25 protein-coding genes and 6 pseudogenes are annotated in these 22,416 nt (G+C 62.4%); 13 read left to right on the top strand and 18 right to left on the bottom strand.

Going from position 1 to position 22,416, the window contains the following annotated elements:
• A complete protein-coding gene (locus tag AC1RLZ_RS17905; protein ID WP_493189704.1) occupies positions 1–1,806 on the bottom strand; it encodes an acyl-CoA dehydrogenase family protein in 1,806 nt (601 codons plus the stop codon).
• A 25-nt stretch (positions 1,807–1,831) separates the two neighbouring features.
• A complete protein-coding gene (locus AC1RLZ_RS17900; protein WP_493189703.1) occupies positions 1,832–2,536 on the bottom strand; it encodes a Bug family tripartite tricarboxylate transporter substrate binding protein in 705 nt (234 codons plus the stop codon).
• 25 nt (positions 2,537–2,561) lie between these two features.
• On the opposite strand from AC1RLZ_RS17900, the gene AC1RLZ_RS17895 reads away from it, so the two are divergent.
• Entirely contained in the window at positions 2,562–2,873 is a 312-nt protein-coding gene (locus AC1RLZ_RS17895; protein WP_493189702.1) for a hypothetical protein, read from the top strand.
• Between the two features lie 59 nt (positions 2,874–2,932).
• Positions 2,933–3,910, top strand: a complete 978-nt coding sequence (locus tag AC1RLZ_RS17890; protein ID WP_493189701.1) for a LysR family transcriptional regulator — start codon at positions 2,933–2,935, stop codon at positions 3,908–3,910.
• Here AC1RLZ_RS17890 and AC1RLZ_RS17885 read toward each other — a convergent pair.
• On the bottom strand, positions 3,880–4,323 hold the full coding sequence (locus tag AC1RLZ_RS17885) for an NlpC/P60 family protein (RefSeq protein WP_493189700.1): 444 nt from the start codon (positions 4,321–4,323) through the stop codon (positions 3,880–3,882). The genes AC1RLZ_RS17890 and AC1RLZ_RS17885 overlap by 31 nt on opposite strands.
• Before the next feature lie 36 nt (positions 4,324–4,359).
• Positions 4,360–5,283 carry a LysR substrate-binding domain-containing protein gene (locus AC1RLZ_RS17880; RefSeq protein WP_493189699.1) on the bottom strand — a complete coding sequence of 308 codons (924 nt, stop codon included), beginning with the start codon at positions 5,281–5,283 and terminating at the stop codon, positions 4,360–4,362.
• A gap of 158 nt (positions 5,284–5,441) precedes the next feature.
• On the opposite strand from AC1RLZ_RS17880, the gene AC1RLZ_RS17875 reads away from it, so the two are divergent.
• From AC1RLZ_RS17875 to AC1RLZ_RS17865, 3 genes and pseudogenes are all read left to right on the top strand, one after another.
• Positions 5,442–6,680: an MFS transporter gene (locus AC1RLZ_RS17875; RefSeq protein WP_493189698.1), complete on the top strand. Its 1,239-nt coding sequence runs from the start codon at positions 5,442–5,444 to the stop codon at positions 6,678–6,680.
• Positions 6,681–6,804: 124 nt separating this feature from the next.
• On the top strand, positions 6,805–7,566 hold the full coding sequence (locus AC1RLZ_RS17870) for an SDR family oxidoreductase (RefSeq protein ID WP_493189733.1): 762 nt from the start codon (positions 6,805–6,807) through the stop codon (positions 7,564–7,566).
• Positions 7,567–7,894: 328 nt separating this feature from the next.
• Positions 7,895–8,098: pseudogene (locus tag AC1RLZ_RS17865) on the top strand (helix-turn-helix domain-containing protein); the annotation flags it as partial.
• A 661-nt stretch (positions 8,099–8,759) separates the two neighbouring features.
• Here the strand turns inward: AC1RLZ_RS17865 and AC1RLZ_RS17860 are convergent.
• Positions 8,760–8,909 (bottom strand): annotated as a pseudogene (locus AC1RLZ_RS17860) (head-tail connector protein); the annotation flags it as partial.
• A 188-nt stretch (positions 8,910–9,097) separates the two neighbouring features.
• Here AC1RLZ_RS17860 and AC1RLZ_RS17855 point away from each other — a divergent pair.
• The 3 genes from AC1RLZ_RS17855 (at position 9,098) to AC1RLZ_RS17845 (ending at position 10,653) form a co-directional block, all read left to right on the top strand.
• Positions 9,098–9,856: a S1 family peptidase gene (locus AC1RLZ_RS17855; RefSeq protein WP_493189732.1), complete on the top strand. Its 759-nt coding sequence runs from the start codon at positions 9,098–9,100 to the stop codon at positions 9,854–9,856.
• A gap of 72 nt (positions 9,857–9,928) precedes the next feature.
• A complete protein-coding gene (locus AC1RLZ_RS17850; protein WP_493189697.1) occupies positions 9,929–10,264 on the top strand; it encodes a hypothetical protein in 336 nt (111 codons plus the stop codon).
• A 179-nt stretch (positions 10,265–10,443) separates the two neighbouring features.
• Positions 10,444–10,653: a hypothetical protein gene (locus AC1RLZ_RS17845; protein WP_371420521.1), complete on the top strand. Its 210-nt coding sequence runs from the start codon at positions 10,444–10,446 to the stop codon at positions 10,651–10,653.
• A gap of 57 nt (positions 10,654–10,710) precedes the next feature.
• On the opposite strand, the gene AC1RLZ_RS17840 is transcribed toward AC1RLZ_RS17845, so the two are convergent.
• Positions 10,711–11,022, bottom strand: coding sequence for a copper-binding protein (locus AC1RLZ_RS17840; RefSeq protein WP_493189696.1), 312 nt, complete (start codon positions 11,020–11,022; stop codon positions 10,711–10,713).
• A gap of 76 nt (positions 11,023–11,098) precedes the next feature.
• Positions 11,099–12,078 (bottom strand): annotated as a pseudogene (locus tag AC1RLZ_RS17835) (DNA-packaging protein); the annotation flags it as partial.
• A 261-nt stretch (positions 12,079–12,339) separates the two neighbouring features.
• On the opposite strand from AC1RLZ_RS17835, the gene AC1RLZ_RS17830 reads away from it, so the two are divergent.
• Positions 12,340–12,669, top strand: a complete 330-nt coding sequence (locus tag AC1RLZ_RS17830) for a hypothetical protein (RefSeq protein ID WP_493189695.1) — start codon at positions 12,340–12,342, stop codon at positions 12,667–12,669.
• A gap of 132 nt (positions 12,670–12,801) precedes the next feature.
• Here AC1RLZ_RS17830 and AC1RLZ_RS17825 read toward each other — a convergent pair.
• Positions 12,802–14,057 (bottom strand): annotated as a pseudogene (locus AC1RLZ_RS17825) (phage major capsid protein).
• 209 nt (positions 14,058–14,266) lie between these two features.
• Between AC1RLZ_RS17825 and AC1RLZ_RS17820 the strand changes: the two are divergent.
• From AC1RLZ_RS17820 to AC1RLZ_RS17805, 4 genes and pseudogenes are all read left to right on the top strand, one after another.
• The gene (locus tag AC1RLZ_RS17820; RefSeq protein WP_493189694.1) at positions 14,267–14,485 is read left to right on the top strand and encodes a hypothetical protein; all 219 of its coding nucleotides are present in this window, start codon (positions 14,267–14,269) and stop codon (positions 14,483–14,485) included.
• Positions 14,418–14,759, top strand: coding sequence for a hypothetical protein (locus AC1RLZ_RS17815; RefSeq protein ID WP_493189693.1), 342 nt, complete (start codon positions 14,418–14,420; stop codon positions 14,757–14,759). Before AC1RLZ_RS17820 ends, AC1RLZ_RS17815 begins: the two co-directional genes overlap by 68 nt.
• Before the next feature lie 108 nt (positions 14,760–14,867).
• Positions 14,868–15,032 carry a hypothetical protein gene (locus AC1RLZ_RS17810; protein WP_493189692.1) on the top strand — a complete coding sequence of 55 codons (165 nt, stop codon included), beginning with the start codon at positions 14,868–14,870 and terminating at the stop codon, positions 15,030–15,032.
• An 84-nt stretch (positions 15,033–15,116) separates the two neighbouring features.
• A pseudogene (locus AC1RLZ_RS17805) lies at positions 15,117–15,506 on the top strand (leucine zipper domain-containing protein); the annotation flags it as partial.
• 143 nt (positions 15,507–15,649) lie between these two features.
• On the opposite strand, the gene AC1RLZ_RS17800 reads toward AC1RLZ_RS17805, so the two are convergent.
• The 10 genes and pseudogenes from AC1RLZ_RS17800 to AC1RLZ_RS17755 all read right to left on the bottom strand — a co-directional run bounded on the left by AC1RLZ_RS17800 (position 15,650) and on the right by AC1RLZ_RS17755 (position 22,158).
• Positions 15,650–16,327 carry a metallophosphoesterase gene (locus AC1RLZ_RS17800; protein ID WP_493189691.1) on the bottom strand — a complete coding sequence of 226 codons (678 nt, stop codon included), beginning with the start codon at positions 16,325–16,327 and terminating at the stop codon, positions 15,650–15,652.
• 247 nt (positions 16,328–16,574) lie between these two features.
• Positions 16,575–16,886, bottom strand: a pseudogene (locus AC1RLZ_RS17795) (phage portal protein); the annotation flags it as partial.
• Between the two features lie 34 nt (positions 16,887–16,920).
• A complete protein-coding gene (locus AC1RLZ_RS17790; RefSeq protein ID WP_493189690.1) occupies positions 16,921–17,211 on the bottom strand; it encodes a terminase large subunit domain-containing protein in 291 nt (96 codons plus the stop codon).
• A gap of 93 nt (positions 17,212–17,304) precedes the next feature.
• The gene (locus AC1RLZ_RS17785; protein ID WP_493189689.1) at positions 17,305–17,625 is read right to left on the bottom strand and encodes a hypothetical protein; all 321 of its coding nucleotides are present in this window, start codon (positions 17,623–17,625) and stop codon (positions 17,305–17,307) included.
• A 356-nt stretch (positions 17,626–17,981) separates the two neighbouring features.
• A complete protein-coding gene (locus AC1RLZ_RS17780) occupies positions 17,982–18,134 on the bottom strand; it encodes a hypothetical protein (protein WP_371420503.1) in 153 nt (50 codons plus the stop codon).
• Between the two features lie 269 nt (positions 18,135–18,403).
• Positions 18,404–18,712, bottom strand: coding sequence for a DUF3551 domain-containing protein (locus tag AC1RLZ_RS17775; protein WP_493189688.1), 309 nt, complete (start codon positions 18,710–18,712; stop codon positions 18,404–18,406).
• A gap of 29 nt (positions 18,713–18,741) precedes the next feature.
• On the bottom strand, positions 18,742–19,026 hold the full coding sequence (locus tag AC1RLZ_RS17770) for a DUF3551 domain-containing protein (protein WP_493189687.1): 285 nt from the start codon (positions 19,024–19,026) through the stop codon (positions 18,742–18,744).
• 165 nt (positions 19,027–19,191) lie between these two features.
• Positions 19,192–19,356 carry a Flp family type IVb pilin gene (locus tag AC1RLZ_RS17765; protein WP_093759013.1) on the bottom strand — a complete coding sequence of 55 codons (165 nt, stop codon included), beginning with the start codon at positions 19,354–19,356 and terminating at the stop codon, positions 19,192–19,194.
• A 485-nt stretch (positions 19,357–19,841) separates the two neighbouring features.
• The gene (locus AC1RLZ_RS17760; RefSeq protein WP_493189686.1) at positions 19,842–21,455 is read right to left on the bottom strand and encodes an MDR family MFS transporter; all 1,614 of its coding nucleotides are present in this window, start codon (positions 21,453–21,455) and stop codon (positions 19,842–19,844) included.
• 190 nt (positions 21,456–21,645) lie between these two features.
• Positions 21,646–22,158, bottom strand: coding sequence for a YcgN family cysteine cluster protein (locus AC1RLZ_RS17755; protein WP_493189685.1), 513 nt, complete (start codon positions 22,156–22,158; stop codon positions 21,646–21,648).
• Between the last annotated feature and the right edge of the window lie 258 nt (positions 22,159–22,416).

Raw genomic sequence — 22,416 nt, 5'->3', positions numbered from 1 at the left:
TCAGGCGACAAGCAGCGTGGTGGCTCTATCGAGCGATACCGGACCGTCGTTGAGCAGCAGGTCAATGGCTTCTTCTTCCCACTTCAGCGAAGCGATGTTGAGTGGCGCATTGTTCTGCAGCCGATGTTCGAGAACGAAACGTGCGAGCAGAAGGCGGCGCGCATCGCCGCCTGCCGCTGCAGCGCGCAGTCCCTCTTCAGCCATAAGCACCATGGTGACCGCATGGTACAACTGACCGGCGGCGAGACGGCAGAACCGTTCATTGTCCGGCTCGGCGGCGATTTCGGCCGCGAAGGCAAATGCCTGTCGCACGCTGTTTTCGAGGCGGGTCCGGAACTGGCCCGGAAGGCCTTCGGCGCGCTTGAGGCGGCTCTCGAGATCCTGTTGAAGGACAAGATGCGCCTGCTCCTTCTTGATCGATCGATGGATGGCATCGAGCGCGTTGATGTTGCTCGTGCCGTCCCACAGCACGCCGAGATGCGCGTCGCGAACGAGCTTTGCGTTTGGCCAATCCTCGATATAGCCGTTGCCGCCGCGGGCCTCCATCGATCCGGTCGCGACCGTCACATTGTCCCGGCAAGCGCGATACTTGCAGATCGGCGTCATGATCCGCAGAATCTTCTGTGCGTCCGGCTGGTCCTCATTGGCCGAGACCGATGCGGTAAACAGCAGTGCTGACAACGCCTGCTCGGTCGGTACCATGAGTTTCAGCAACTGCCGGCGCATCAGGGGATGGTCGATGACGCTCTTGCCGAAGGCGTTTCTGTTGCGAGTGGCAACCATTGCCTCGTTGAGGCAGCGCCGCATCATGCCGGCGGCGCGTGCCAGGTGCGAGGCCCGGCTCGAATTCACCATCTCCAGCATCTGCTTGAGCCCGCGATTGAGGTCACCCAGCTGGTAGGCGACCGCGCCCTCCAGCCGGACTTCACCGCTGGCCATCGACTTGCTGCCGAGCTTGTCCTTGATGCGGACGATCCGATAGGCGTTACGCGTGCCATCCGCGAGATGTTTGGGCATGGCGAACAGGCCAAGGCCCTTGCCGCCAGCCTGGGCCCCTTCGGGCCTTGCCAGCACCACGACCACGTCGCCGCTGACATTGGAACAGAACCATTTCTCGCCCCACAGCCGCCAGTTTTCGCCATCCCGGACCGCCGTCAGTTCGGCCGCGCCAACGTCGGAGCCGCCGGCCTTTTCGGTCATGAACTGTGCCGCACGGGACAGCTGGTTCATATCCTGCGACAGCATGCGGTCGACGAAGCGGGCACGAACCTCGTCGCTTCCGTAGCGACGAATGAGTTCTGAAGAACTGCCGGCGATGTTGACCGGGCACATCAATCCGAATTCGGTCTGCGAGAAGATGTACTGGAAGACGTATTTGACGATCGGCGGAAACTTCGCGGGCCAGCCAAGCACCCCCGGCCGATACGACATGGCATGGATGCCGTAGCGCGCGTAGGCGATTTCTTCCATGCGTTGAAAGGCCGGGTGATACTCCACCGTTTCATCGTCGCGCCCGTATCGATCGCGCTGCCGCAGGACGGGCGGGTGCCGTTCGGAGGCGTCGGCCAGATCGTGGAGCTCGTTGCCGCACAGTTCACCGAGGCTGTCGAGATGCGGACGGATGTGATCCAGCAGCGCGGCGTCGATATATTGCAGCAGCAACGCTTGCAGATTGTGATCCATGTCAAAGAAGTTGCTGCCCGCACAGTCCGGCGCAAGCTTCTTCGAGCGCTCGGCTGTGGCCTCGCGACTGGCCAGCCGCTCTGACGGCATGGAGAAATTGGACGAAGGATGCTGATAGTTCATGTCGATATCTCTTTTCTGAATTCTCTTACTGCTGTTCGAATCCGACCTGCGCGAGAACGCTGCGCCAGTGAAGCGTCTCCGATGCCATGAACTCGGCCAGATAGCCCGGGGTGAGTGACTGGGCGGGAATAATGCCTTGCTGGTCCATGGCAGCCTTGATGGCGGGATCCTTGATGGCCTCCCGGAATGCCGCGTTGAGCGTGGCAATGACCTCGGGCGGCGTTCCCTTCGGAACGACAATTCCAAAGAAAACACTCACGTCAAAACCTTTGAGCCCAAGTTCGTTGAGCGTGGGAACGTCGGGGAGCAGCGGGGTGCGCTCAAGTGTCGTGACACCGATCGCGCGAATCGCCCCGGCCTTGATGTGCGGAGCGGACGAGTAGACGTCCGAGAAGCTGAGCGGGACCTGTCCGCCCAGCAGATCGGTCATGGCTGGCGCGGCGCCGCGATACGGGACGTGCTGCAGATCGACGCCGGCTTCCGCATTGAACAGAATTCCCGACAGATGCGTCGAGGCGCCGACACCCGAGGACGAATAGTTCAGCTTGTTGCCGGCCTTGGCATAGGCGATCAGTTCCTTGAGGTCCCTGACCGGCAATCCCGGACCTGCGGAAAGCACGTTCGGGAGTTTGCCGAGCATGATGACGGGATCGAAACTCTTGATCGGGTCGTAATTGAGTTTCTTGTAGAGACTGACATTGATGGCCAGAGGCCCTGACGTTCCGAACATCAAGGTATAGCCGTCGGCCGGCGAATTGGCTGTATTCGGCGCCGATATTGGCGCCGGCTCCGCCCTTGTTTTCAACCACCACTGTCTGTTTGAGCTGGACGCGCAGTCCTTCGGCGAGATTGCGGGCCAGCGCATCGGTGGGGCCGCCCGCAGCGAAGGGGACAATGAGTTTGACGGGGCGATCCGGATATTCGGCTCTCGCCGCCGAGCTGCACGCCATTGCGAGGCTCGCAGCAACCATCGCCATGGCGAAGCCAGCCATCCTCGGTCGATTCATTCGATGTCCTCCCGGATTTTTTTGCTTTCTGGGAGTCAGTTGACCGCGGCGGACCGATAGCGTCCAATACTATTGTGTGTTGATCGATCCACAGAACATATCAATCCGCGGAGACGGCGATGGAACTGCGATTGCTGCGGTACTTTCTGGTTCTGGCCGAGGAACGCCATTTCCGGCGCGCCGCCCAGAGGCTCTCCATCTCTCAACCGCCTCTCAGTCTGGCCATCAGGCAGCTTGAGGAAAGCCTCGGCACCAAGCTCTTTCAACGCAACAGCCGCAATGTCGAGCTGACGGTTGCGGGGCGCGCACTTCAATCGGAGGCGACTTTTCTGCTCCGTCGCGTCGAGGAAGTTCGCGACTTTGTGCGAGCAGTCGACCATGAGAAAGGCGGCTTGTTGCGCGTCGGCTTTGGCGGCTCGACCCTTTATCGCGGCCTGCCTGCCATCATTCGATCGTTCCGACAGCTGCATCCCGGCATCGAGTTGCGGTTGCAGGAACTGAATACGGCTGAGCAGATAACCGCCCTCAAGCGCGACGAGATTGATTTCGGCTTTATCAACGGTCTTGAGACGCCCGATGGCCTTGACGGATTTCGCTTTTGCCGGGAGCCGCTTCTTGCCTGTCTTCCCAGCGATCATCGCTACGCCACCAAACGATCCGTACAACTCGATAAATTGGCCGGCGAGGAGTTTATCCTGTTCGGTCGCTCGGCTTCGCCCGCCTATTTCAATTCCATTCTGGAGGCCTGTCAGTCTGCCGGCTTTTCGCCGACGGTCATTCATGAGGTGCGGCATTGGGTCAGCGTGATCTCGGCCGTCGCTCACGGTCTTGGCGTCGCCCTGGTTCCACGCGCCATGACATCCGCGCATATTGCAGGTGTCGTTCTTCTTCCGCTGAAAGGCGGTAATGTCTTTTCGGAGACGCGATGTGTCTGGAAAGCCGACAGCGATCGATATGACGCCCAGAAATCATTCGCGATGCTGGTACAGGAACGTGTCGCGATGAATGAAGATGCAGCCGGAAGCGACGTTACGCGTGTGATGGATTCCGCCCCACGCGCCCGGCATCAAGTGACTCCGGGAAACCGAAACGCATAGGCCAGACGCCGCCGCCACCACGGCGTCAGCGCGACTTCGCAGACGGCGGCGCCGTCATGGGCGTGGATCATGGTGCCCTCGCCGCTCGCAATCGCCGCGTGCTTGGCCACATAGCCGTCGCGCCAGCGAAACAGCAGCACGTCGCCGGCGCTGAACTCATTCAACGCGATGGGCACCAGATGACGCAGCGCCGCCTGCGCCAGCGCTTCCTCGCCTGATGCCTCGGCCCAGTCCGGCGCATAAGGCGGCGGCGCTTCCGGCTCGCTGCCGATGCAATGACGCCAGACGCCGCGCACGAGGCCGAGGCAGTCGCATCCGACGCCCTTGAGCGACGCCTGGTGCTGATAGCGCGTGCCGATCCAGCTCCGCGCCTCGGCGACGAGGGACGCGCGGGTGATGAGTGCAGTTGTCATTGCGATGAGCCCCGGGAGGAAGCAATGCAGCGACGGCTAGCTGCGGACGAGATCGCGGCCTTGTTGCTCGAGCCAGTCGCAGAACACGGCGATATGTGGATCGGTCCGTCGCGCTTCCGGCAGATAGGCGAAGTAGCTTCGCGCCGAGAGACTGATATCCGGAAACGGCGTCATCAATCGCCCGGCCGCAAGATCATCGGCGACCAGCGCGGTCGGCCCCATCGCCACGCCGAGCCCATCGATCGCTGCCTGTATGGTCAGGTAGAAATGATCGAAGGTCAGGGATGCCTCCGGGCGAAGGGCGGGCTCCCCGGCCTCGGTCAACCAGTCGCGCCAAAGTCGGGCCATCGACGAGACATGAAGCAGCGTATGGCGCGACAGATCGCGAATGTCGGTCAGCGGCGCCCGATCCAGAATGGCCGGACTGCACACTGGCAGCCGTCGTTCCCCGAACAGAAAACGCGACGTGTAGCCGGGAAAGGTGTCCGGCCCTCCTCTGATCACGACGTCGAACGGCTCGGCCAGGGCGTCGATCGTCTCGTTCGACGTACTCAAACGGACCTCGATGTCGGGATGCTCCGCACGAAACGCGCCCATGCGTCGTAACAGCCATCGCAGACTGAAGGTCGCAAGCGCGTTGACATGCAGCACGATGGACGGCGCATCAAGCCGTCTGGTTCGATGCTGCTGCACGGCAGCCGAAATGCGATCGAGGGCCGGCCCGAATTCGGCCAGCAGTGCGGCGCCGCCAGGCGTCAGCACGACCCGTCGCACCGAGCGGCGAAACAGCGCCGGAGCACCCAACCAGTCTTCCAACAGGCGGATCTGCTGACTGACGGCGCCATGCGTCACGCTGAGCTCGACGGCCGCCTCCTTCAGACTCCCGAGACGGGCGGCAGCCTCGAAGGCGCGGACCGCATTCAGCGGCGGCAGACTACGGCGCGCGACAAAGGTGGACATGATTGAGAATTTCTAACCCATAACTTGAGTATTACTGATTTGTGACAGTCGCAAGTCTCGTTCATGGTGACTTTTAGCAGCGTTTTGCGCGTCCGACTCAAATCCGGCACGCCAATCTTCAGATTTTCTGCAACTTCGGAGCCAGCCCCGGAAGACCCATGACACAGCACGAGACCACGACCTCCGCCACGTCGGCTCCGAACCAGACACGCGCCGCGCGAACGCTTGCGCTCACCGGGCTCAATCACGCCCTGCACGACGGCTTCACCGACGTGATCTATGTGCTGCTGCCGATCTGGCAGGCCGAATTCGCACTGAGCTACAGCGTGCTCGCCATTTTGCGCGGGCTCTATTCCGGCACCATGGCGTGTCTGCAAATTCCGGCAGGGCATCTTGCGGAGCGCATCGACGCCAAAATCATTCTCTGTTGCGGCACAGCGCTGGCAGCACTGGGCTACGCGCTCGCGGGCCTCTCCGGCGGCATTGTCGGACTGTGCCTGGCGCTTGCGCTGGCAGGCGCAGGCTCAAGCACCCAACACCCTCTGGCGTCCGCCGCCGTGTCGCGCGCCTATGGGCGCGCGGCGCGCAGGCCGCTTGGCGTCTACAATTTCACAGGCGATCTCGGAAAGGCGGCCATCCCGGCGCTCATGTCCCTGCTGCTTGTCAGCGTCGCCTGGCAACACGCCGTATTCGCTCTCGCTGTCGCGGGCATCGCGGTGTCCCTCGCCATGGCTGTGTGGATGCCGGCGGTCGACAAAGGACATGCAATTGATGCGAAGGAACGATCCAGCCAGACGGGCCGAAATCGGGGCGGGTTTTATTGGCTGCTGGCGATCGGAATGCTCGATAGCGCCGTCAGAATGGGCTTCCTCGCCTTTCTGCCATTTCTACTGATTGCAAAAGGAGCGACGCTTCCCACCATCGGTTTTGCTCTGGCACTTGTTTTCATCGGCGGGGCCGCCGGCAAGTTTGCTTGCGGCTGGCTTGGCGACAAGATCGGCACCCGGCGCACCGTCCTCTTCACCGAGGTTGCTACGGCCGTTCTGATTGTCGGCGTTCTGGTGCTGCCGCTTGTCCCGGCCATCGTCCTTCTGCCGGCGCTGGGGGTGATGCTCAACGGCACGTCATCGGTGCTGTATGGAACGGTTCCCGAACTGACCCCGCCCCATCGCACCGAGCGTGCATTCGCCTTGTTCTATACGGGCACCATCGGCGCGGGCGCCGGTGCCCCCGTTCTCTATGGTTTTCTGGGCGATGCGTTCGGCCCCGCGACGGCAACGGCCGCGACCGCGATGACGGCGCTGGCGATCTGCCCGTTCGTGATCGCGCTCTCGCGGCATCTGAGCGACGACGTCGACGCGGGTGCGGCGTCGCATTCGTCCGGACAGCAGGCATGACGCTGCGGCTTCCGCATGGGTCATTTGCGCCGTGGTGCCGCAGCCGAATGCCGCCAGCGAGATCATCGGCCTGTCGCCGGCAATGTCGATCAGTTTTCACCTCACCACCATGAAGGTTCGCCAAATGGATACCGTCTCACAGGCGCCGCTCATTCTGATAACGGGTGGAAGTCGCGGCGTAGGCGCGGCGACTGCGCGGCTTGCTGCCGCACAAGGTTACGATGTCGCGATCAGCTTCGTCTCCAATGAGTCTGCCGCCCTTGCGGTGGCGGCTGACGTTGAAGCTGCTGGGCGTCGGGCTTTACCCGTGCGCGCAGATAGCGCGGATCCAGAGCAGGTCGCCCAGCTATTCGCCGAGATCGACCGTGTGTTCGGCCGGATCGATGTGCTGGTGAACAACGCCGCAATGCTTGCGCGGCAGTCCCGGATGGAGGATCTCGGATTCGAGCGGATGCAGCGCATCTTCGCCGTCAATGCGATTGGCCCTATCCTCTGTGCCCAGCAGGCAGTGAAGCGCATGTCGTATCGTCACAACGGGCGCGGCGGCGTCGTGATCAACATCTCATCGGCATCGGCCCGGCTCGGCAGTCCGAACGAATATGTCGACTACGCTGCGTCGAAGGGCGCTCTCGAGACATTCTCCATCGGTTTCGCCAAGGAAGTCGCGCGGGATGGCATACGCGTCGCATGCATTCGCCCCGGACACATCTATACCGACATGCATGCGAGCGGCGGAGAGCCCGGACGCGTGGATCGCGTCAGGGATTCGATCCCGATGGGCCGAGGCGGCCAACCTGAAGAAGTTGCGCGGGCGATCCTGTGGCTGGCAGGCGCCGAGGCGTCTTTCATCACCAACACTTTCCTCGATGTCACCGGCGGTAAGTGAGCATCAGGCTGCGCCGACGTGCCCTTCCGACACCGCCTTCCTGATCGAAACCGAAGCTTCCTCGGCGATGACTGCAGGCGACATGTGCGGCGAGCTCCCGCATATCGGCCACTCGCTCACCCGCTCATCCCACCCCTCCCCGGCGTCGGACAAACGGATCGTCGCCATAGACTCCGACGCAATCATGAACAACCGGAGCCCTGCTGCAGGCCGACCGAGGCCCATCGGGTCGGGTTGCAATCGTCCGCCCACTATCAGGAACGAGTCATCTGGAACGCAAGTTCAGCACATTAGTTGATAGCTCGAATCTCTACAGAGGAGAGCACTCGTGACTAATGCAGGTGAGCCAGGCCGGCCGATCGCGCCGTTGGTGCTTAGTCCGCAGGAGCGAGCGTACTTGGAGAGGCAAGTTCGTCGTCATCGCGCTGCCCGATCGCTATCCGAGCGATGCCGCGCGATCCTGCGATGCGCGGATGGATTGCCAAGCAAGTCTGTGGCTGCCGAACTCGGCCTCCACGAACACACCGTTGGCAACGCTTTCCGGTATTCCTCTCCCAGGAGGCGATCGCTTGTTCATGCTGGGCAGGCGCATGCAGGGGCAGGTCTGCGAAGCAGCGAAGAAAATGGATCTGTTTCTCTGGATCGATACCGATAAAAATCAATATTTCCATCTGACCGATCCGCCGCAAAACATCTTGCCACGGGACTTGAATTGTCCGGATTGCAGTAACGTCAAAAGTAAGCCCCGATAATGCTCGGAAGATTCGCAATCGTTGCTGTTTTGCTGCCTTACACCGCGACAGCGCAGGACATCACCCAACGCTCCGCTCGCTGATGAGATCTCGGGAGCCCCAGTCGGTGATGGTCTCTACGATTTCGCGCCTAACGGCACCGTCCTCATCGACTAGCGGGCTGTCGAAGGCGACAGCCGACGATCCCGCGGAACGGACTTTGACGCCTGTGGTGCAGATTGTGCTGGCGATCCGGGGCGACAAATGGAAGCCGATGTCCCGTTGAACGACACACACCACGGCCTTCAAACTGGAGGCCGGAACTGATCTTGATGGGCGCAACGTAAGACTGAACCGCATAGCGATATTGCAGGCCGGGTTACGGCCCTCGCGTGCTGGTGTGCATGACAATCCAAAAGTAGCAGCATTGCGCGACGAAAATGTAAGACGGGCGATGCTTGCATCCAGCACGAACCGCAAGATCTGCGTCAGCAGCGCGCGCCGTGTCAGCGCTTCCACATGCGCGCGGCTCGCGGCGATCAGCGCGGCGATGACGGCGTCATCGTCATCGTGCTCGACACGCAGAAATTCTCAGCCCTCGGCAAGCGACAGCGGCTCGCCGGCGCGGCACCAAAGGAATGGCGGACACGGGGAACTCCGGGATGCTCGTGTGACCAATCGGGGAATTGACATCGCGGGGCCGTGCGGCTGACATCCCCGCCATGATTCAGACAGGTTCCTGCATGCCGCCGCGCGCCGGCCCAACGCCGCGCGCTCGCGCGATCAGGCACTCTCTCGCCATTGCCCGCATTGCCATTGCCAGCAGTCTCATCGCGTCAATATCCGTGCCCGCCTCCGCCCTCGTCGGCGGCGCGGCGGTGCGCGATGACGAGATCGGCCGCGCGGTGATCACCATTGTCGGCTCGCGCGGCAATTTCTGTTCGGGCACGCTGATCGCGCCAACCCTGGTTCTGTCCGCGGCGCATTGCGTGACGCCCGGCGCCAGCTACAAGATCGTGCTCTATGACGCGCAGCGGCAGCCGCAATTGCTGGCGGTGAAACGCGTCGCCGATCATCCCGGGTTCAATGCGCAGGGCATCAAGGCGCATCGCGCCAGCGCCGATGTGGCGCTGCTGCAGCTCGCAGATCCCCTGCCCGGCAAGGCCGCGCTGCCGCTCGGCGTGCCCACCGAGCCCTTCGCCGCCGGGCAGAGCTACACCGTGGCCGGCATCGGCGTCGCCGCGCGCGGTGACGGCAAGAGCGGCGGCACCGTGCGTGCGGCGCAGCTCACCTCCACCAGCCATCCCGGCAAGTTGCAGATAAGACTGGTCGATCCCTCGACCGACAACGCACGCGAGGGCCTCGGCGCCTGCACCGGTGACAGCGGCGGGCCCGTGCTGCAACAGCAGAACGGCCGCAACGTCGTCATCGGCGTGGTGTCGTGGTCCACCGGCGCGAAGAACGCCGCCGGCTGCGGCGGCCTCACCGGCGTGACGCCGCTGACGCTGTATCGCGACTGGATCCTGCAGACCGCGCGCGCCTGGGGCACGCCGCTCTGACGGCGGCGCTCCCGAGCGCAAGGCCGCCGTCGTTAAGATCCGTGAAAGGTTCTCCGCTATGATCCGCGAATCATGGGGATGTCACAGATGCTGCGCCTGCTCACTCTCACCGCCGTCGCGATGGCCCTGACCGCGGGCGCGCAGGCGGCCGACATGGCCGGCCAGGGCCGCATCGGCCGGCTGTTCGACGAGCCGGTGGTGAAGAGCCGCCGCGTGGTGGTGGTCAAGGACGAAAGGCCGATGGAAGAACCGATCGTGCAATATGCGCCGGAGGTCTTTATCCCCTCCATCGTGCACGGCAATTACGGCAAGCCGAATTCCTATTATTACCACAACTATTACGGCACCGGATCCGAAACGATCTTCAGCCGCGCGCCCTATGGCTGCGGCTTCTACGGCTATTGCTGAGATCTGCGCCTGAGAGGCGCCGCGGAACACGTCTGCCGCGCTGCGGCATGTGTGGATTGTGACGGTGCCTTCGACTGCGACATCGCGGAGCCGGCGTCTCTCATTCTTGTGAACTGCATTTTCGAAACGCCGCCCCAATTAAAGCGGTAGCTTTCACAGGACAGCGCGGGAAGCCGGTTGTGCGAAAAGAAGAAAAGACCGAAGCCGAACTCGAGGAAATGATCGCCCAGCGCATTGTTGTCGGCGGCGTCTATGTCTCGGTCCGCAGGGATGCCGCGCTCGGCTGGCGGCCGATGGTGATCACCGCGCCAAAACACGCCACCTATGCGCAGCAGCTCGCCGACGAAGTGGCGGCCGAGCTGCGCAAGAAATTCGTGCTGAAGGATTGAACCTGTCTGCATCAAGCGTACGGGCGCATGCGGAAGCATTTCATGCGCCCGTATCGCCTAGTCTTTCTTCTCGGTCACATTGCTGATCGTCTTGACGCCATTGCTCTCGGTATAGGTCACCGTCACACGCTCGCCGGCATGCAGCGACTCCGGCACGGTGCGCAGCCTGAATTTCTCCAGCGCCCCCGGCGTATTCGCGCCAATGGTTTCCCCGGCCGGCGCCTGCTTGATCACCACTTCGCTGGTGGTGCGATCGAGAATGGTGACGACCCCCGTGAAGGTCTGGTCAGCAGCCCGGGCTGCCGATCCCGCAAAGGTCCCCATCGCGGCAATCACCGCCGCACACGCGACGCGTTCGGTCAGTCTCATTGTCGTTCTCCCAAAGCTTGCGTGAATGGAGGTAACGACGGCAGCGGGGGAATGGTTCCGTGGCTTCGTCCGATTGTCACGACAACCGTATGCGCGGCCCGCCGCTGGCGACATTGCTCATCAGGGAGGTGATGCCCACACCATGGCGTCGAGTCTGTCCGGCGACCGCCCGCTCGATAATCCCTCGACTCCGAAGCCGCACATCTCGTCTTCAAGATCAGGGAAGCAGCCGACATGCTTCACCTTGCCCTGCTCATAGAGCGCCGCCACCGGCTCGGCGCGCAGATATTTGCCGCGCGTCGCATGCACTTCCTTAAGCGGCACCGTGTGATCAACCTCGCGCAGCACCGCGCGCACCATCTCGCCGCCCATATTCACTTCGGCGACGATGTTGTTGGCATTGAGCCGGCGATACAGCGCTACCGCCTTGCTCGCCCAGGCGGACGGCGACAGCCCAACCGCAGAAGCATCTTCCAGCACATAGAACCAGCCGCTCTCGGCGCGGCCCACCGCGACGATGCCGCAGGCATCCGCGCCCTTGCGCGATGTGCCCGGCGGATCGATCGCCACCACGATGCGTTTCAGCGGTGGCGACTCCACCACGCGGCACGCCTCGATCAGCGCCCGCGACCACAGCGCATCCGGCCGGTCCTCGATCAGCTCGCCATCCAGCTCCTGCCGCCCCATCCGCATGCCAGCATAGCGGCCGACGACGGTATCGAGAAAGGTCGGTGAGAGATAATCCTTGTTGGCTGATGTCGGCGCTCGCGTCACCCGCGTGCGCGGATCGGCGAGCAGCCGCTTGATGATGGGCAAAGGCCGCGGTGTCGTGGTGATCAATTGCCGTGGTCGCACGCCGAGCCGCAATACGAATTGCAGCGTGTCGAAAGCCGCTTCCGCATAACGCCACTTCGCCAGCTCGTCGCACCATGCCGCTTCGAATTGCGGACCACGCACGCTCTCGGGATCATCAGCAGAAAACACCTGCCCGACGGCACCGTTGGGCCATTCCAGCCGCTTGCGTGTTGCAGTCCATGTCGGTCGCTCGGCGCGCGGGCCAAACCCGCTTATTAGCGTAGAACAGCAGGGCTTGGCGCTGCAGGGATCGCGCAGCGCGCGCAAGCCCTGGCGATCCACGATCAGATCGCCACGGCGGAAATCGCCGAAGGCGATGGAGAGCAAGCCGGCGGCGACATCCGGCCTCTCTGCGATACACGCCGCGCAGGTCCGATCAGCCTCGCACAAGCTCTTTCTGGCAAACATCCATCGCACAACCGTCGCCATCGCTCTCGCGCAGCGACGCCTTGATCAGAAGGAATGCCCGTCGTGCTGCGTCAGTTCGCCTTCGCTTGCATCGCTGCTGCCGTGACGCTGCCGGCGGCAGCCGCCGATCTCCCGGGCACTCCGCGCTATGGAAGTGGTCAGATGGCGGAGCCGGCGCCGCGTGTTGGCGGCGGGCGTTACCTTGCCGTCGAATCCCCGCCTTTCGACAAGGTCACCACTTATTCGTCCCCGGTCGGAGCTCCAATTCAGGTTTACCGCTATTTCGGTCCGCCGCAGGTTTTCTACTACTACAGCCACTATGGTGTGCCGCCGGAGCTGCTTGCTGGCCGCCAGCAATTTGGCTGCAACTACCGCTATTGCTGAACCATAGAGATTGATCCCGAAAAGTAGATTCCCGGTTTTCGCCGACAAACGAATTCGTTTGTCGAGGGATCATGCTCCAACAAAGAGAAAGCGGCGGGCGACGACACATCGCCCGCGCCAACCGTCCGTCTTTCAGCTCACCGCAAACTTCAGCAGCTTGATCGCGTCGAAATCCTGCACCCCGCCGCCGACCCGCTTGGTGGTGTAGAACAGCACATAGGGCTTGGCGCTATAGGGATCGCGCTGCACCCGCACGCCCTGGCGGTCCACGATCAGATAGCCCCTGCGGAAATCGCCGAAGGCGATGGAGAGCGAGCCGGCGGCGATGTCCGGCATGTCCTCGGTATCGGCCAGCGGAAAGCCGATCAGGCTGGCGCGGCCACTGGCCGCGGCCGGCGGCTGCCACAGATAGTTGCCGGTGAAGTCCTTGAACTTGCGGACGGTGGCCTGCGTCCGGCGGTTCATCACGAACTCGCGTTCTGGCGATAGCCGGCCTTCAGCGCATAGATCAGATCGACCACGCTGTCAGAGGGGTTCGACGCCGCGAAGGCGCCGGCAACGCCCGTGGCGATGGTGCCGATATTGCCCCAGCTCCACGCGCTATTCCCCACCGTCGTATAGCTCAGAAAGCCCTTCGGCTTGTTGACGCCGTCGCCAGAGACGAAGGCCATGCCCTCCTGCTCGGCAAAGACCTGATCGATCTCTCCGGCCAGCCAGTCGTCGAGATTGACGGCCGCATCGTCGAGCAGCGTCGCGGTTGCCGCCGGCATGGCGTAAAGCTCCATCGCGGGGAACGACAGCACATCGAATGTCGACGAATTGGTCTGCGGGCGCGCCGCCGTTTCGCTGACCCAGCCCGTTGCCGGCCCCGACGTCGTGAACGGCTTCCTGTAGAGGCCGCTGGAAATCCGGCGCACGCCTGCAATGCTGCGGATCGGCGAAATCATCGCCAGCCGTTCGCCAATCACGGTGTCCAGCTCGACAGGCACCAGATAGCCGCCATCGGGGTTTGACCCGATCGACATCGCCTTGGTCTCGATCTGTCGCAGCCCATCGCTCTCGCCGGATCGTACATAGGCATCGAAGGCCGACTTGTGCTCGGAAGGTTGGGGGCGCGCGGCGCTGTCCGCAGCGAGTGCGGGCCGCGCGCCCTTCAGGGACAACTGATCGAGGCGGCGCTGATGCGCGTCGAGCGCGGCATCGATACGCGCCACCTTCTCCTCGACAAGGACATCGCCCGATCGTTTCTCGATGCTGGCGATGCGCGCGTCGTTCTCGGACTTGAAGTCCTCGAAGGTGCGCATCATCGCGTCATAGACGTCCTGCGCATCGCCGGAGGGAATGCCGGCCTTGATTTCGGGCGCGCTCTGGTTGTGGTCGAAGATCATCTGCTGCTCTTGGTAAGACACGGGTGAAGGAGCGGTACGGCGATGCCGTAACGCATTGTAAAAACTGATTTTTGGGTGGGGTTTGCCGCCGCTCCGGGTTGACCGCCCGGCCGCAATGTTCTTATTTTGTTCTAATGCCGTCAGAGGGCCAAAAGAGACGTTTCCCACCGCCGTGGCGGGTCGAGAGCGACAACGCTGAGAGCTTTCGCGTGGTCGATGCCAATGGCGTCACGGTGGCGTGGGTCTACAGCCGCGACGACCTGCAGAAATACAGTTTCGGCCACGACAAGCTGACATCCGACGAAGCCCAGCGCATCGCCAAAGGCATCGCGCGGCTGCCGGAATTTCTGATGAAGCGGCATGGCTTCTATCCGCGTGGTACGGGCAGGTATCGATGGCGGCCAGATCGCCCGTATCATCGCGCTTGAAGACAGCTATGTGCGCGAGAACTGGTTCGAGATCGACGAGATCTGCAAGCTGAACGGCTTCCCCTTCAATCCCACCGGCGAGCGGATCGGCGGCAACGGCCGCTGGCGTGTCTTCGAATTCACCTGGCAGATGGATGCCATCCTGTTCTGGAATCACTTTCAGGCACGATGGCTGCGCGGCAGCGAATTCTACTTTCCGGACAAGCCTGCGGACCTGCCGCAACTGAAACTGCCGCCGGCATATCGGTTCAGCAAGCCGCGGCCGGAACGATGATGCCTCGCCGAACTGCAACATGAAATTTGATCTGGCGCATTGAACCCGTTGGCCTGAAGGGCGTTATGGTTCGGTATTCCGGTAGAGTGACAGCACGGAGCTGACGCGATGAGACATACGCGACCACCGATGACGAAATACGAGAAGTTCCTGCAACAGGCGCAGCAGGAAATGATCGCCTTCGAACAGCGCGAGTGCGAATTCCGCAAACAGGATCGCGACGAGCGCGCCGCGCGGCTGCACCTGCCGATCGATCGCGCCGAGCTGCACTAGATGTGAGCTTTCAAGAGGTTGTCCACCCGGTCCGGACCGAGGAAACTGAGGTTGCGAAGCTTCAGTGTTCAACGGAGGGACCGGATGAACATCGACAAGAATGCCCGTTTGACGCCGCTCGGTCGAGAACGATTGGTAGAAGCAGTCTTGAGCGGGCAGACACCGAAGGCCGCCGCACGTGCCGCAGGGGTCTGCCCGCGGACGGCCCGGAAGTGGGTCGAACGCTTCAAGGCCGAAGGATTGGCGGGTCTGATGGATCGCTCGTCCCGGCCGCAACGCCTTTATCGACCGACACCGTTGGTAATCGTCGAGCAAGTCGAAAGCCTGCGCCGACAACGCTTTACGGGCAAGCAGATCGCCGTAGAACTCGCGATCTCGGCCGCTACCGTCAGCCGGATCTTGCGGCATCTGGGATTAAACCGGATGCGCGACCTGGAGCCAATCGAGCCGCTGCGCCGTTACGAGCTCGCCCACAGGAACAGCGCGAGATGCGCGAGGTCGCCGCGCTCGGTGAAGATCTCGATGAGGTCGGACATGGCGGTCATTCATTCAAACAGATGCAGTCGCGCAACGCGACAACGGCAGACGCCAACAATGTCAGGAGGTCGCCTCGGGTCTCAGATCGCCGCAGCGATCATCTCGATCAGCTCCACCGGCCCGCCCGGTCGCGCGTCATCGAACACGCCGACCACCAGCCGGCCGGTTCTCCAGGCATAGGTATCGAGATTGGTGCGGCCGCCTTTCAGCAACGGCCCATCGGGATGGCGGTCATGGCCATGCACCACATGGCGCGCGCCCTCTCCTGCATCATGGCCGGATGCGTCATCATCCGCATAGCGCTTGGTCATCAGAACCGACGGATTCTGCTGCGCCAGCGGCAGCGCGGGATCGACGCCGGCATGAACATAGATGCGGTGCGCATCGATGTGCCACAGCGGCCGGCCGTCGAGCCAGTCGATATCATGCATCGGGACATACGCCGCATCACCGCCATAGGACGACAGCGCGGTATCACCGCCTTTCGCCAGCCAGTTCTCCATCGGCACATTGCCGCGCAATGCCGCAACCATCAGCGCATCGTGATTGCCCTTGAGCATCGCCACCCGCAGGCCAGGTGCCACCCCCGCCCGCAACCGCGCAATCACGCCGCGCGAGTCCGGCCCCTTGTCGACGTAATCGCCGAGCACGACGAGGGTGGCATTTTCGCCGGCCCGATGCGTCTCGATCTCAGCCAGCGCGCGATCGAGCAAATCGCGGCGGCCGTGCAGATCGGGGATGACGTAAGTGCAGGGCATCACGGAACCCTCTCAGCGGCCGACTGTCATTACGTCCCGGGTCGTTACGGAACGGGAAAAGTTCCCGGAGGCAAATCGTTTGCCGCAATCCATTCGATTCTATCCGGCAATTCGCCATCGGTCTCCATGAATTGGTTTACCGCTTTCCAGGCGATGGCAAACGGGACGAACAGACCAGAGGACATCTGGTCGCCCTGCAAAGGTGCTCGAAATCATTCTTGAGGTGGTCGCTACGAAGGTCCCGCCCCTAGCCCAGCCGGTCCCCGCCCTCCACCGGCGCATAGCCCACCGCTTCGCGCTTCTCGTTCAGCGTCAGGAAATCCGCGCAGATGACGCGCTCCCACAGCGCGGTGCGGTCCGACGCCAGCGCGTCCACGCGGTCGGTGTCGATGTCGATGCGGATGCCATCGCCGAACGCAGGCGCGAGCCATTGCGCCAGCGCGTTGCCGGTGCGCGTCGCCAGCGGCAGTACGGTCTGGCGGAAGAACACCCGGTTCGCCTCCTGGAAATTCGCGAATGTGTTGTCGCCGGGAATTCCGAGCAGCATCAGCGGCACGCCGGAGCGAGCGCGATCTAGCCGACGTTGTGCTTGGCTACCCAGCCGCAGCCCGAATTGCAGCATGTCGAAAGTCGCTTCCGCTTAGCGCCATTGCTCCATCCAGCCGTTTGCGCGACGGGATCCAGACCGGTCGCTCACGATGCGGATGCACGTTGAGAAGCCCCGATACGCCCTCGATCATGACCTCACGCACCTCGTGTTCGGCCTCACCAACCAACGCAATGCAGCCCGCCGCTTCCATCGCCAGCGGTGCCTGACCGAGCGCTTGCGCGCGCACCCATTCAGCTCCGGCGCGGGTCTTGCCCGCCCCTCGACCGCCAATCATCAGCCAGGTCAGTCATGGCGCGCCATTCGGCGCGAGGTCAGGCGGCACCTGATGCGTATGCGCAAAGACGTCCCAGCACTCACTCAGGAAATTTCACTGCGCGTCATTGCCGTCGAGAGGAACTGGCTGTCTGTCGCCAAGCCGTCTTGCAGGACGTTGAGAAATGCGTCGACGGAGTTCATCGAGATCCCGGGGACGATCGTCATCTTCGGCAGGCCTTTGATTGGTACCGCCCTGCACGTTTTTCAGTTCGGTCAATGTGCGCGCCAATGAAGCAAGCGTGCGGGCGCGGCGCTCTGCCTCGGTACGCAGCGATTCATTCACGCACGTGCGCCCGACAATCCTCTCGATCAAATCGAGTTCGCATGCGATGGCACGGGTGACGCGAACGGTGAGCGGCGCGTCGGGCGGCAAATCGTGGGGGCTGATCGACAGCGGTTCGCCGCTTTGCGCGCGGAGGTCCTGCGAAGACTGTCGTTGCCGCTATGGTCTTCTTTCGAGCATCCACGCTGGCGCGGATTTTTGCAGCCGCCGCTTCCGCGATGACTGCATCAACGGCGCTTGACGTCGCGCCAGACTTCCTTGCCTTCGGCTTGTTAACGCGTTTCCTCGCCGCAGTCGCTTTTGGAACAGCGCTACTCACAACAGCGGCCCGCGCAGGCTTTTTCGCCGGACGGGCTATTGGTTTTCGGTCCATGTCGGGAACTCGTTGCTGCAGTCAGTCGAGAGTGCCGAACTGACTGAATTGATCGGCCGATCGCCGCAGGTGATCACGTCCTGAAGAACACAAACCAGACCACGCCGAGGATCAGCACTGCGAGGCCGATGCTGATCGCCAGAAGCGCGAGGATCGACGGGCCCGGTTCGGCCTGGCGTGCCTCGGTCGCGTTTTCGACGATCGGCCCGTTTTGCTTTGTTGCCATGGCGTCCTCGTTTCGCTTGCTGTTGAATGCCTTGCGGCATCATGCAGAAAACAACGCGAGATGCGGACCGATGTTCCGACTTTACGGGCTTCACCGGATCACCGGTTAACAGACTCGATCCGACGCGCTCACCCGGCTGCCAGCTGCGAACCCAATTGTGGAGCATGCCGTAAAGCTACTTCGACAGCGCGACGCTGTCAAGGCTAAAAATCCTAAATTCAGATTTTAGTCCCTATTGCGAAACTTTGACCGCAGGATCAACGCACTGGCTATCGCGGCGGCTGCGACCACGCCGCGCCCGGCGCACCGGTGATCTTGCCGGGATAGTCGATATTGACCACGCAATTGCCGCGCAGGTCAGCCGCGGCCTGCAGGCACTGCTGATAGTCGAAGAACCGGCAGATCTGCGGCACACTGCCGGGCCCGCGGGGGCCGCCAGTCAACACGCAGAATGGCGGAATGCCGGAGCGGGCCGCGACAGATGGCCGCGCCTGCACGGGATCCGGAGCCGGCAATGTGGCCGCTGCGATTGCAATCGCAGCCAAGACCCATACGAGCCCGCGAATCCTTATCGTCATAGATGCGTCCTTCACGAACCGGCGATCGCTCAACGCGCGCGCCGGCGACCTTGTGGCGCCGCTTCCGTGGCAGCTCCGCCGCGATACTCAACATTACCTACGCAATTGCCTCGCGTACCGACTGCGGCATTGAGGCATTGCTGATAATCAGAATAGATGCAGTTGCCGACATACGAGGCCGCGCCATTGGAACCGCTCTGGGCGATGCAGTATTGCGCACCAGCCGCCGAGGCCGGTGTCGCTCCCGCGAGGACGAATGCAGCAAATCCCAAACCGGCGAATGCCGAAAGATTCAAACGCGAATTCAATATCATCATGATCATCCATATGAAAATGCGCGGGCTTGAGGCCCGCGCATGATCATATAGGTAGCAGCAGCGCAATCGACAGGACATTCACGACATTGCGTTCGACAAGACAGCCACGTCCATTATCGCTTGCAGTGGCGGAGCCCCCGGTATCGACCGGTCTTCACTGCCCTATTTCAGCGATGTATTCACGGCGGCGTAACGCCCGTTGAGCGTGGTGCCGAGACCCTGCACAGCGACGATAATCGCGAGGCTGATACCGGCAGCAATCAGCGCATATTCGATGGCAGTTGCACCGGATTCATCGTCGATAAATTTCGAAATCAAACGCAACACGGAAATCTCCTCATACGGCCGCAGATTTCTTCCACGCCGTCCCCCTGAAACTGAACTCAACCTAGACGGTAGAGGTTGCAGGAAGGTTCACCAACAGCCTCAATTATGAATTAATCATGCGGTAACTATGTGTGAGCTCGCTCCGAGCAAAGACGGGGTCGCCGCGTCCTCCTACGAGCTACCCGCGGGTCAGGCACCAAAGACAATGCCAGCGACGTGATGCGCCCGAATAGGCGGCGGCGAGACTTGAGAGTATCGTGGAGCCGGGTATCGTCTGCATCTCGGTTTGCGCTTAACCTGAAGCATTGACGCGCCCCCTGATGGCATCTGAACCTGGCGCATGCAGCCAGGCCAGCTTTCCCTCTCATTTACCACCGGCCACAACGGGAATATTGCGAGTGTGGCAGCCTCGCTCGAACCGCTTCAAGGACATCGCCTTGGCTCGCGTTGAAACGGGATATTTCTGAAGTCGGATGACGGCTTTGCTATTCCGAAACCAGTGACGGCTTCGCCTTTGCCGGCCCTGCCAACGGGCGCTCCTCCATCAGCAGCAGGAACAGTGTCGAGAGCGCCAGCAAGGCTGCCGCGGCTTCGAACACGTAACGGAAGGCGCTGACCATATCGCTGGCTGCGATCGGATGTGTGCTGGCGGCATGTTCGCCCGTGATCGAGATATCCGCACCCAGCGCCATCAGCAGGATGGTGGTGAAAGCGGCAACGGTGAACGACGCCATCAGCGCGCGGAAGAAGTTCATGGCGCCGGTCGCAGTCCCGATCTGCGGCCGCGGCACAGCGTTCTGGATCGAGACAAGGCTGACGGGAAACACCGTGCCGAGGCCGATGGAGAACAGGCCGAGCATCGTGAGCAGCGCCCACAGCGGCAACGGCGTCATCAGCGCCAGCAGCAGGCCCATCAGCGCCGACATGGCGGTGCCCGCGATCGCCACGCGCTTGTAGTGTTTCGCCTTGGTCATCATGTGGCCGGCAAAAGCGGCGCCTCCCACCGACACCGCCGCGATCGGGATCAGCGCGACGCCCGCCTCGCCTGCGGTCAGGCCGTAGACGACTTCATAATACAGCGGCATATGCACGGTGAGCCCGAGCATCGCGCCCATGGCGCAGCCGCCAGCGGCCATCGCGAAAGGCACCACCGAGCCTGACATCAGCGGCAGCGGCAGGAACGGCTCGTCGTGATGGATCGCATGCCAGATGAAGGCGAGCGCCATCACGGCCGCGGCGCCGATCATCGCGACGATGGTCGGCGATGCCCATGAGAATTTGGTGCCGCCCCATGTCAGCACCAGCATGAACACGACGGCCGAGGCCATCAGCAGCACTCCGCCGAGCCAGTCGACCTTGCGGCGGCGATGGAACACGGGAAGCTTCTTCATCTTTGGCAGCAGCAGCGCCAGCGATCCGACGCCGAGCGGAATGTTGATCCAGAAGATCATCGACCAGTGCAGGTGTTCGGCGAACAACCCGCCGATGATCGGGCCGCCGATGCCGGCCGCAACCCACACGCCGCTGAAGTAGGCCTGATACTGACCACGCTCACGCGGCGATACCACGTCGGAAATCACCACCTGCACGATCGGCAGGATGCCGCCGCCGCCGAGGCCCTGCAGCGCGCGTGCGATGATCAGCACGATCATGTTCGGCGCCAAGGCGCACATGATCGAGCCGACCATGAACAGCGACATCGCCGTGATGATCATCGCGCGGCGGCCATAGATATCGCTGAGCGTGCCGAATACCGGCGCTACCGCGGTCGAGGCCAGCAGATAGGCCGTGATCACCCAGGACAGGTTGTTCACGTCGGCGAATTGCCGGCCGATGGTCGGCAGCGCCGTCGCGACGATGGTCTGGTCAAGCGCCGCCAGGAACATGGTCAGCAGCAGGCTCATCAGGATGGTGCGGACTTCGGCGGGGGTCAGCGGCGCTTTCGCAACCGGCGGCGCATCGCCGGGTTCGATCACCTCGGTCGGGATCCGCGACAGCTCCTGCGCAACCTCTTCCGAAAAAAGTTCATTCGTCAGAGCTCCCCCGGGCAATATCTCATCATCGGCCGCTGACCGGCTCTGTCGCTCGAACTTGTTCATGAAACTTCGGATTCAAAGGATTTGGGGGCAACTTCAGGAGGTCATTCGGCACGCGGTACCGCGCACAGACTCTCCCTGGAAGAAATCTATTCTCCTGCCCCATTCAGCAACAGTTGTTTCCTTGCATGGGAGCGTCCCGCGGCGATCAGCCAGACGCCACGCGCGTAAACGGGTCGGCACGAGAGGGATTTTACGCCGGCCGCTTCTTCAGCTTGGCCTTGCGCGGCAGCAGCGTCGGCCAGGTCACGATGTGGTCCTGCAGATCCTCATCCGGGATCGTATCCTCGGTACCTTGAACCCGCCCCCGCACCGAAACACCGGCCTCGTGGACCGTCTCCCGGCTGCCCGAGATCAGCGGATGCCACCAGTAGAGATCGCGCCCCTCGGCCGCGAGCTTGTAGCCACAGCTCGGCGGCAACCAGCTCAGGGTGCGGACATTGTCCGGAGTGAGCCGCACGCAATCGGGAACATGCTCGGAGCGGTTTGGATAATCCTTGCAGGCGCATAATCCTGCATCGAGCAATTTGCAGGAGACATGGGTGTAATAGATCTTGCCGGTATCCTCGTCTTCCAGCTTCTCCAGGCAGCAGCGTCCGCAGCCGTCGCACAGGCTTTCCCATTCGGCGCCGGACATCTCTTCCAACGTCTTGGTTTTCCAAAACATTCCTTCCTGAGCGGAAGGACGCGGGGGACGCGCTGTCATGCGATTTGAATCGATCCAGTCTCGGGCGAAACGCCCTTCTAGGAGGTGCCATGCCGGCTCTGCAAGCAACATCGTGATTGCGGCTCCGCAAACAAGGGCAAAACCCGGCGAGTCGTTAGCCCTGTCGCGCAAATGATAAGCAATGCCATTGGTTTATGCGCCCTGCTCGGCTAGAACTTGAACGACTCTCCGACGGCCGCAAACCTGCCGCCGGGTTGCCGCATTATTTCAGCATGACGTCCGCGCGGTGCCCGGTGG

The sequence above is a fragment of the Tardiphaga sp. GW822-FHT04G09 genome (assembly GCF_058800725.1).
The sequence above is the reverse complement of the archived record's forward strand: the minus strand, read 5'-3'. Positions and strand labels throughout refer to the sequence as shown.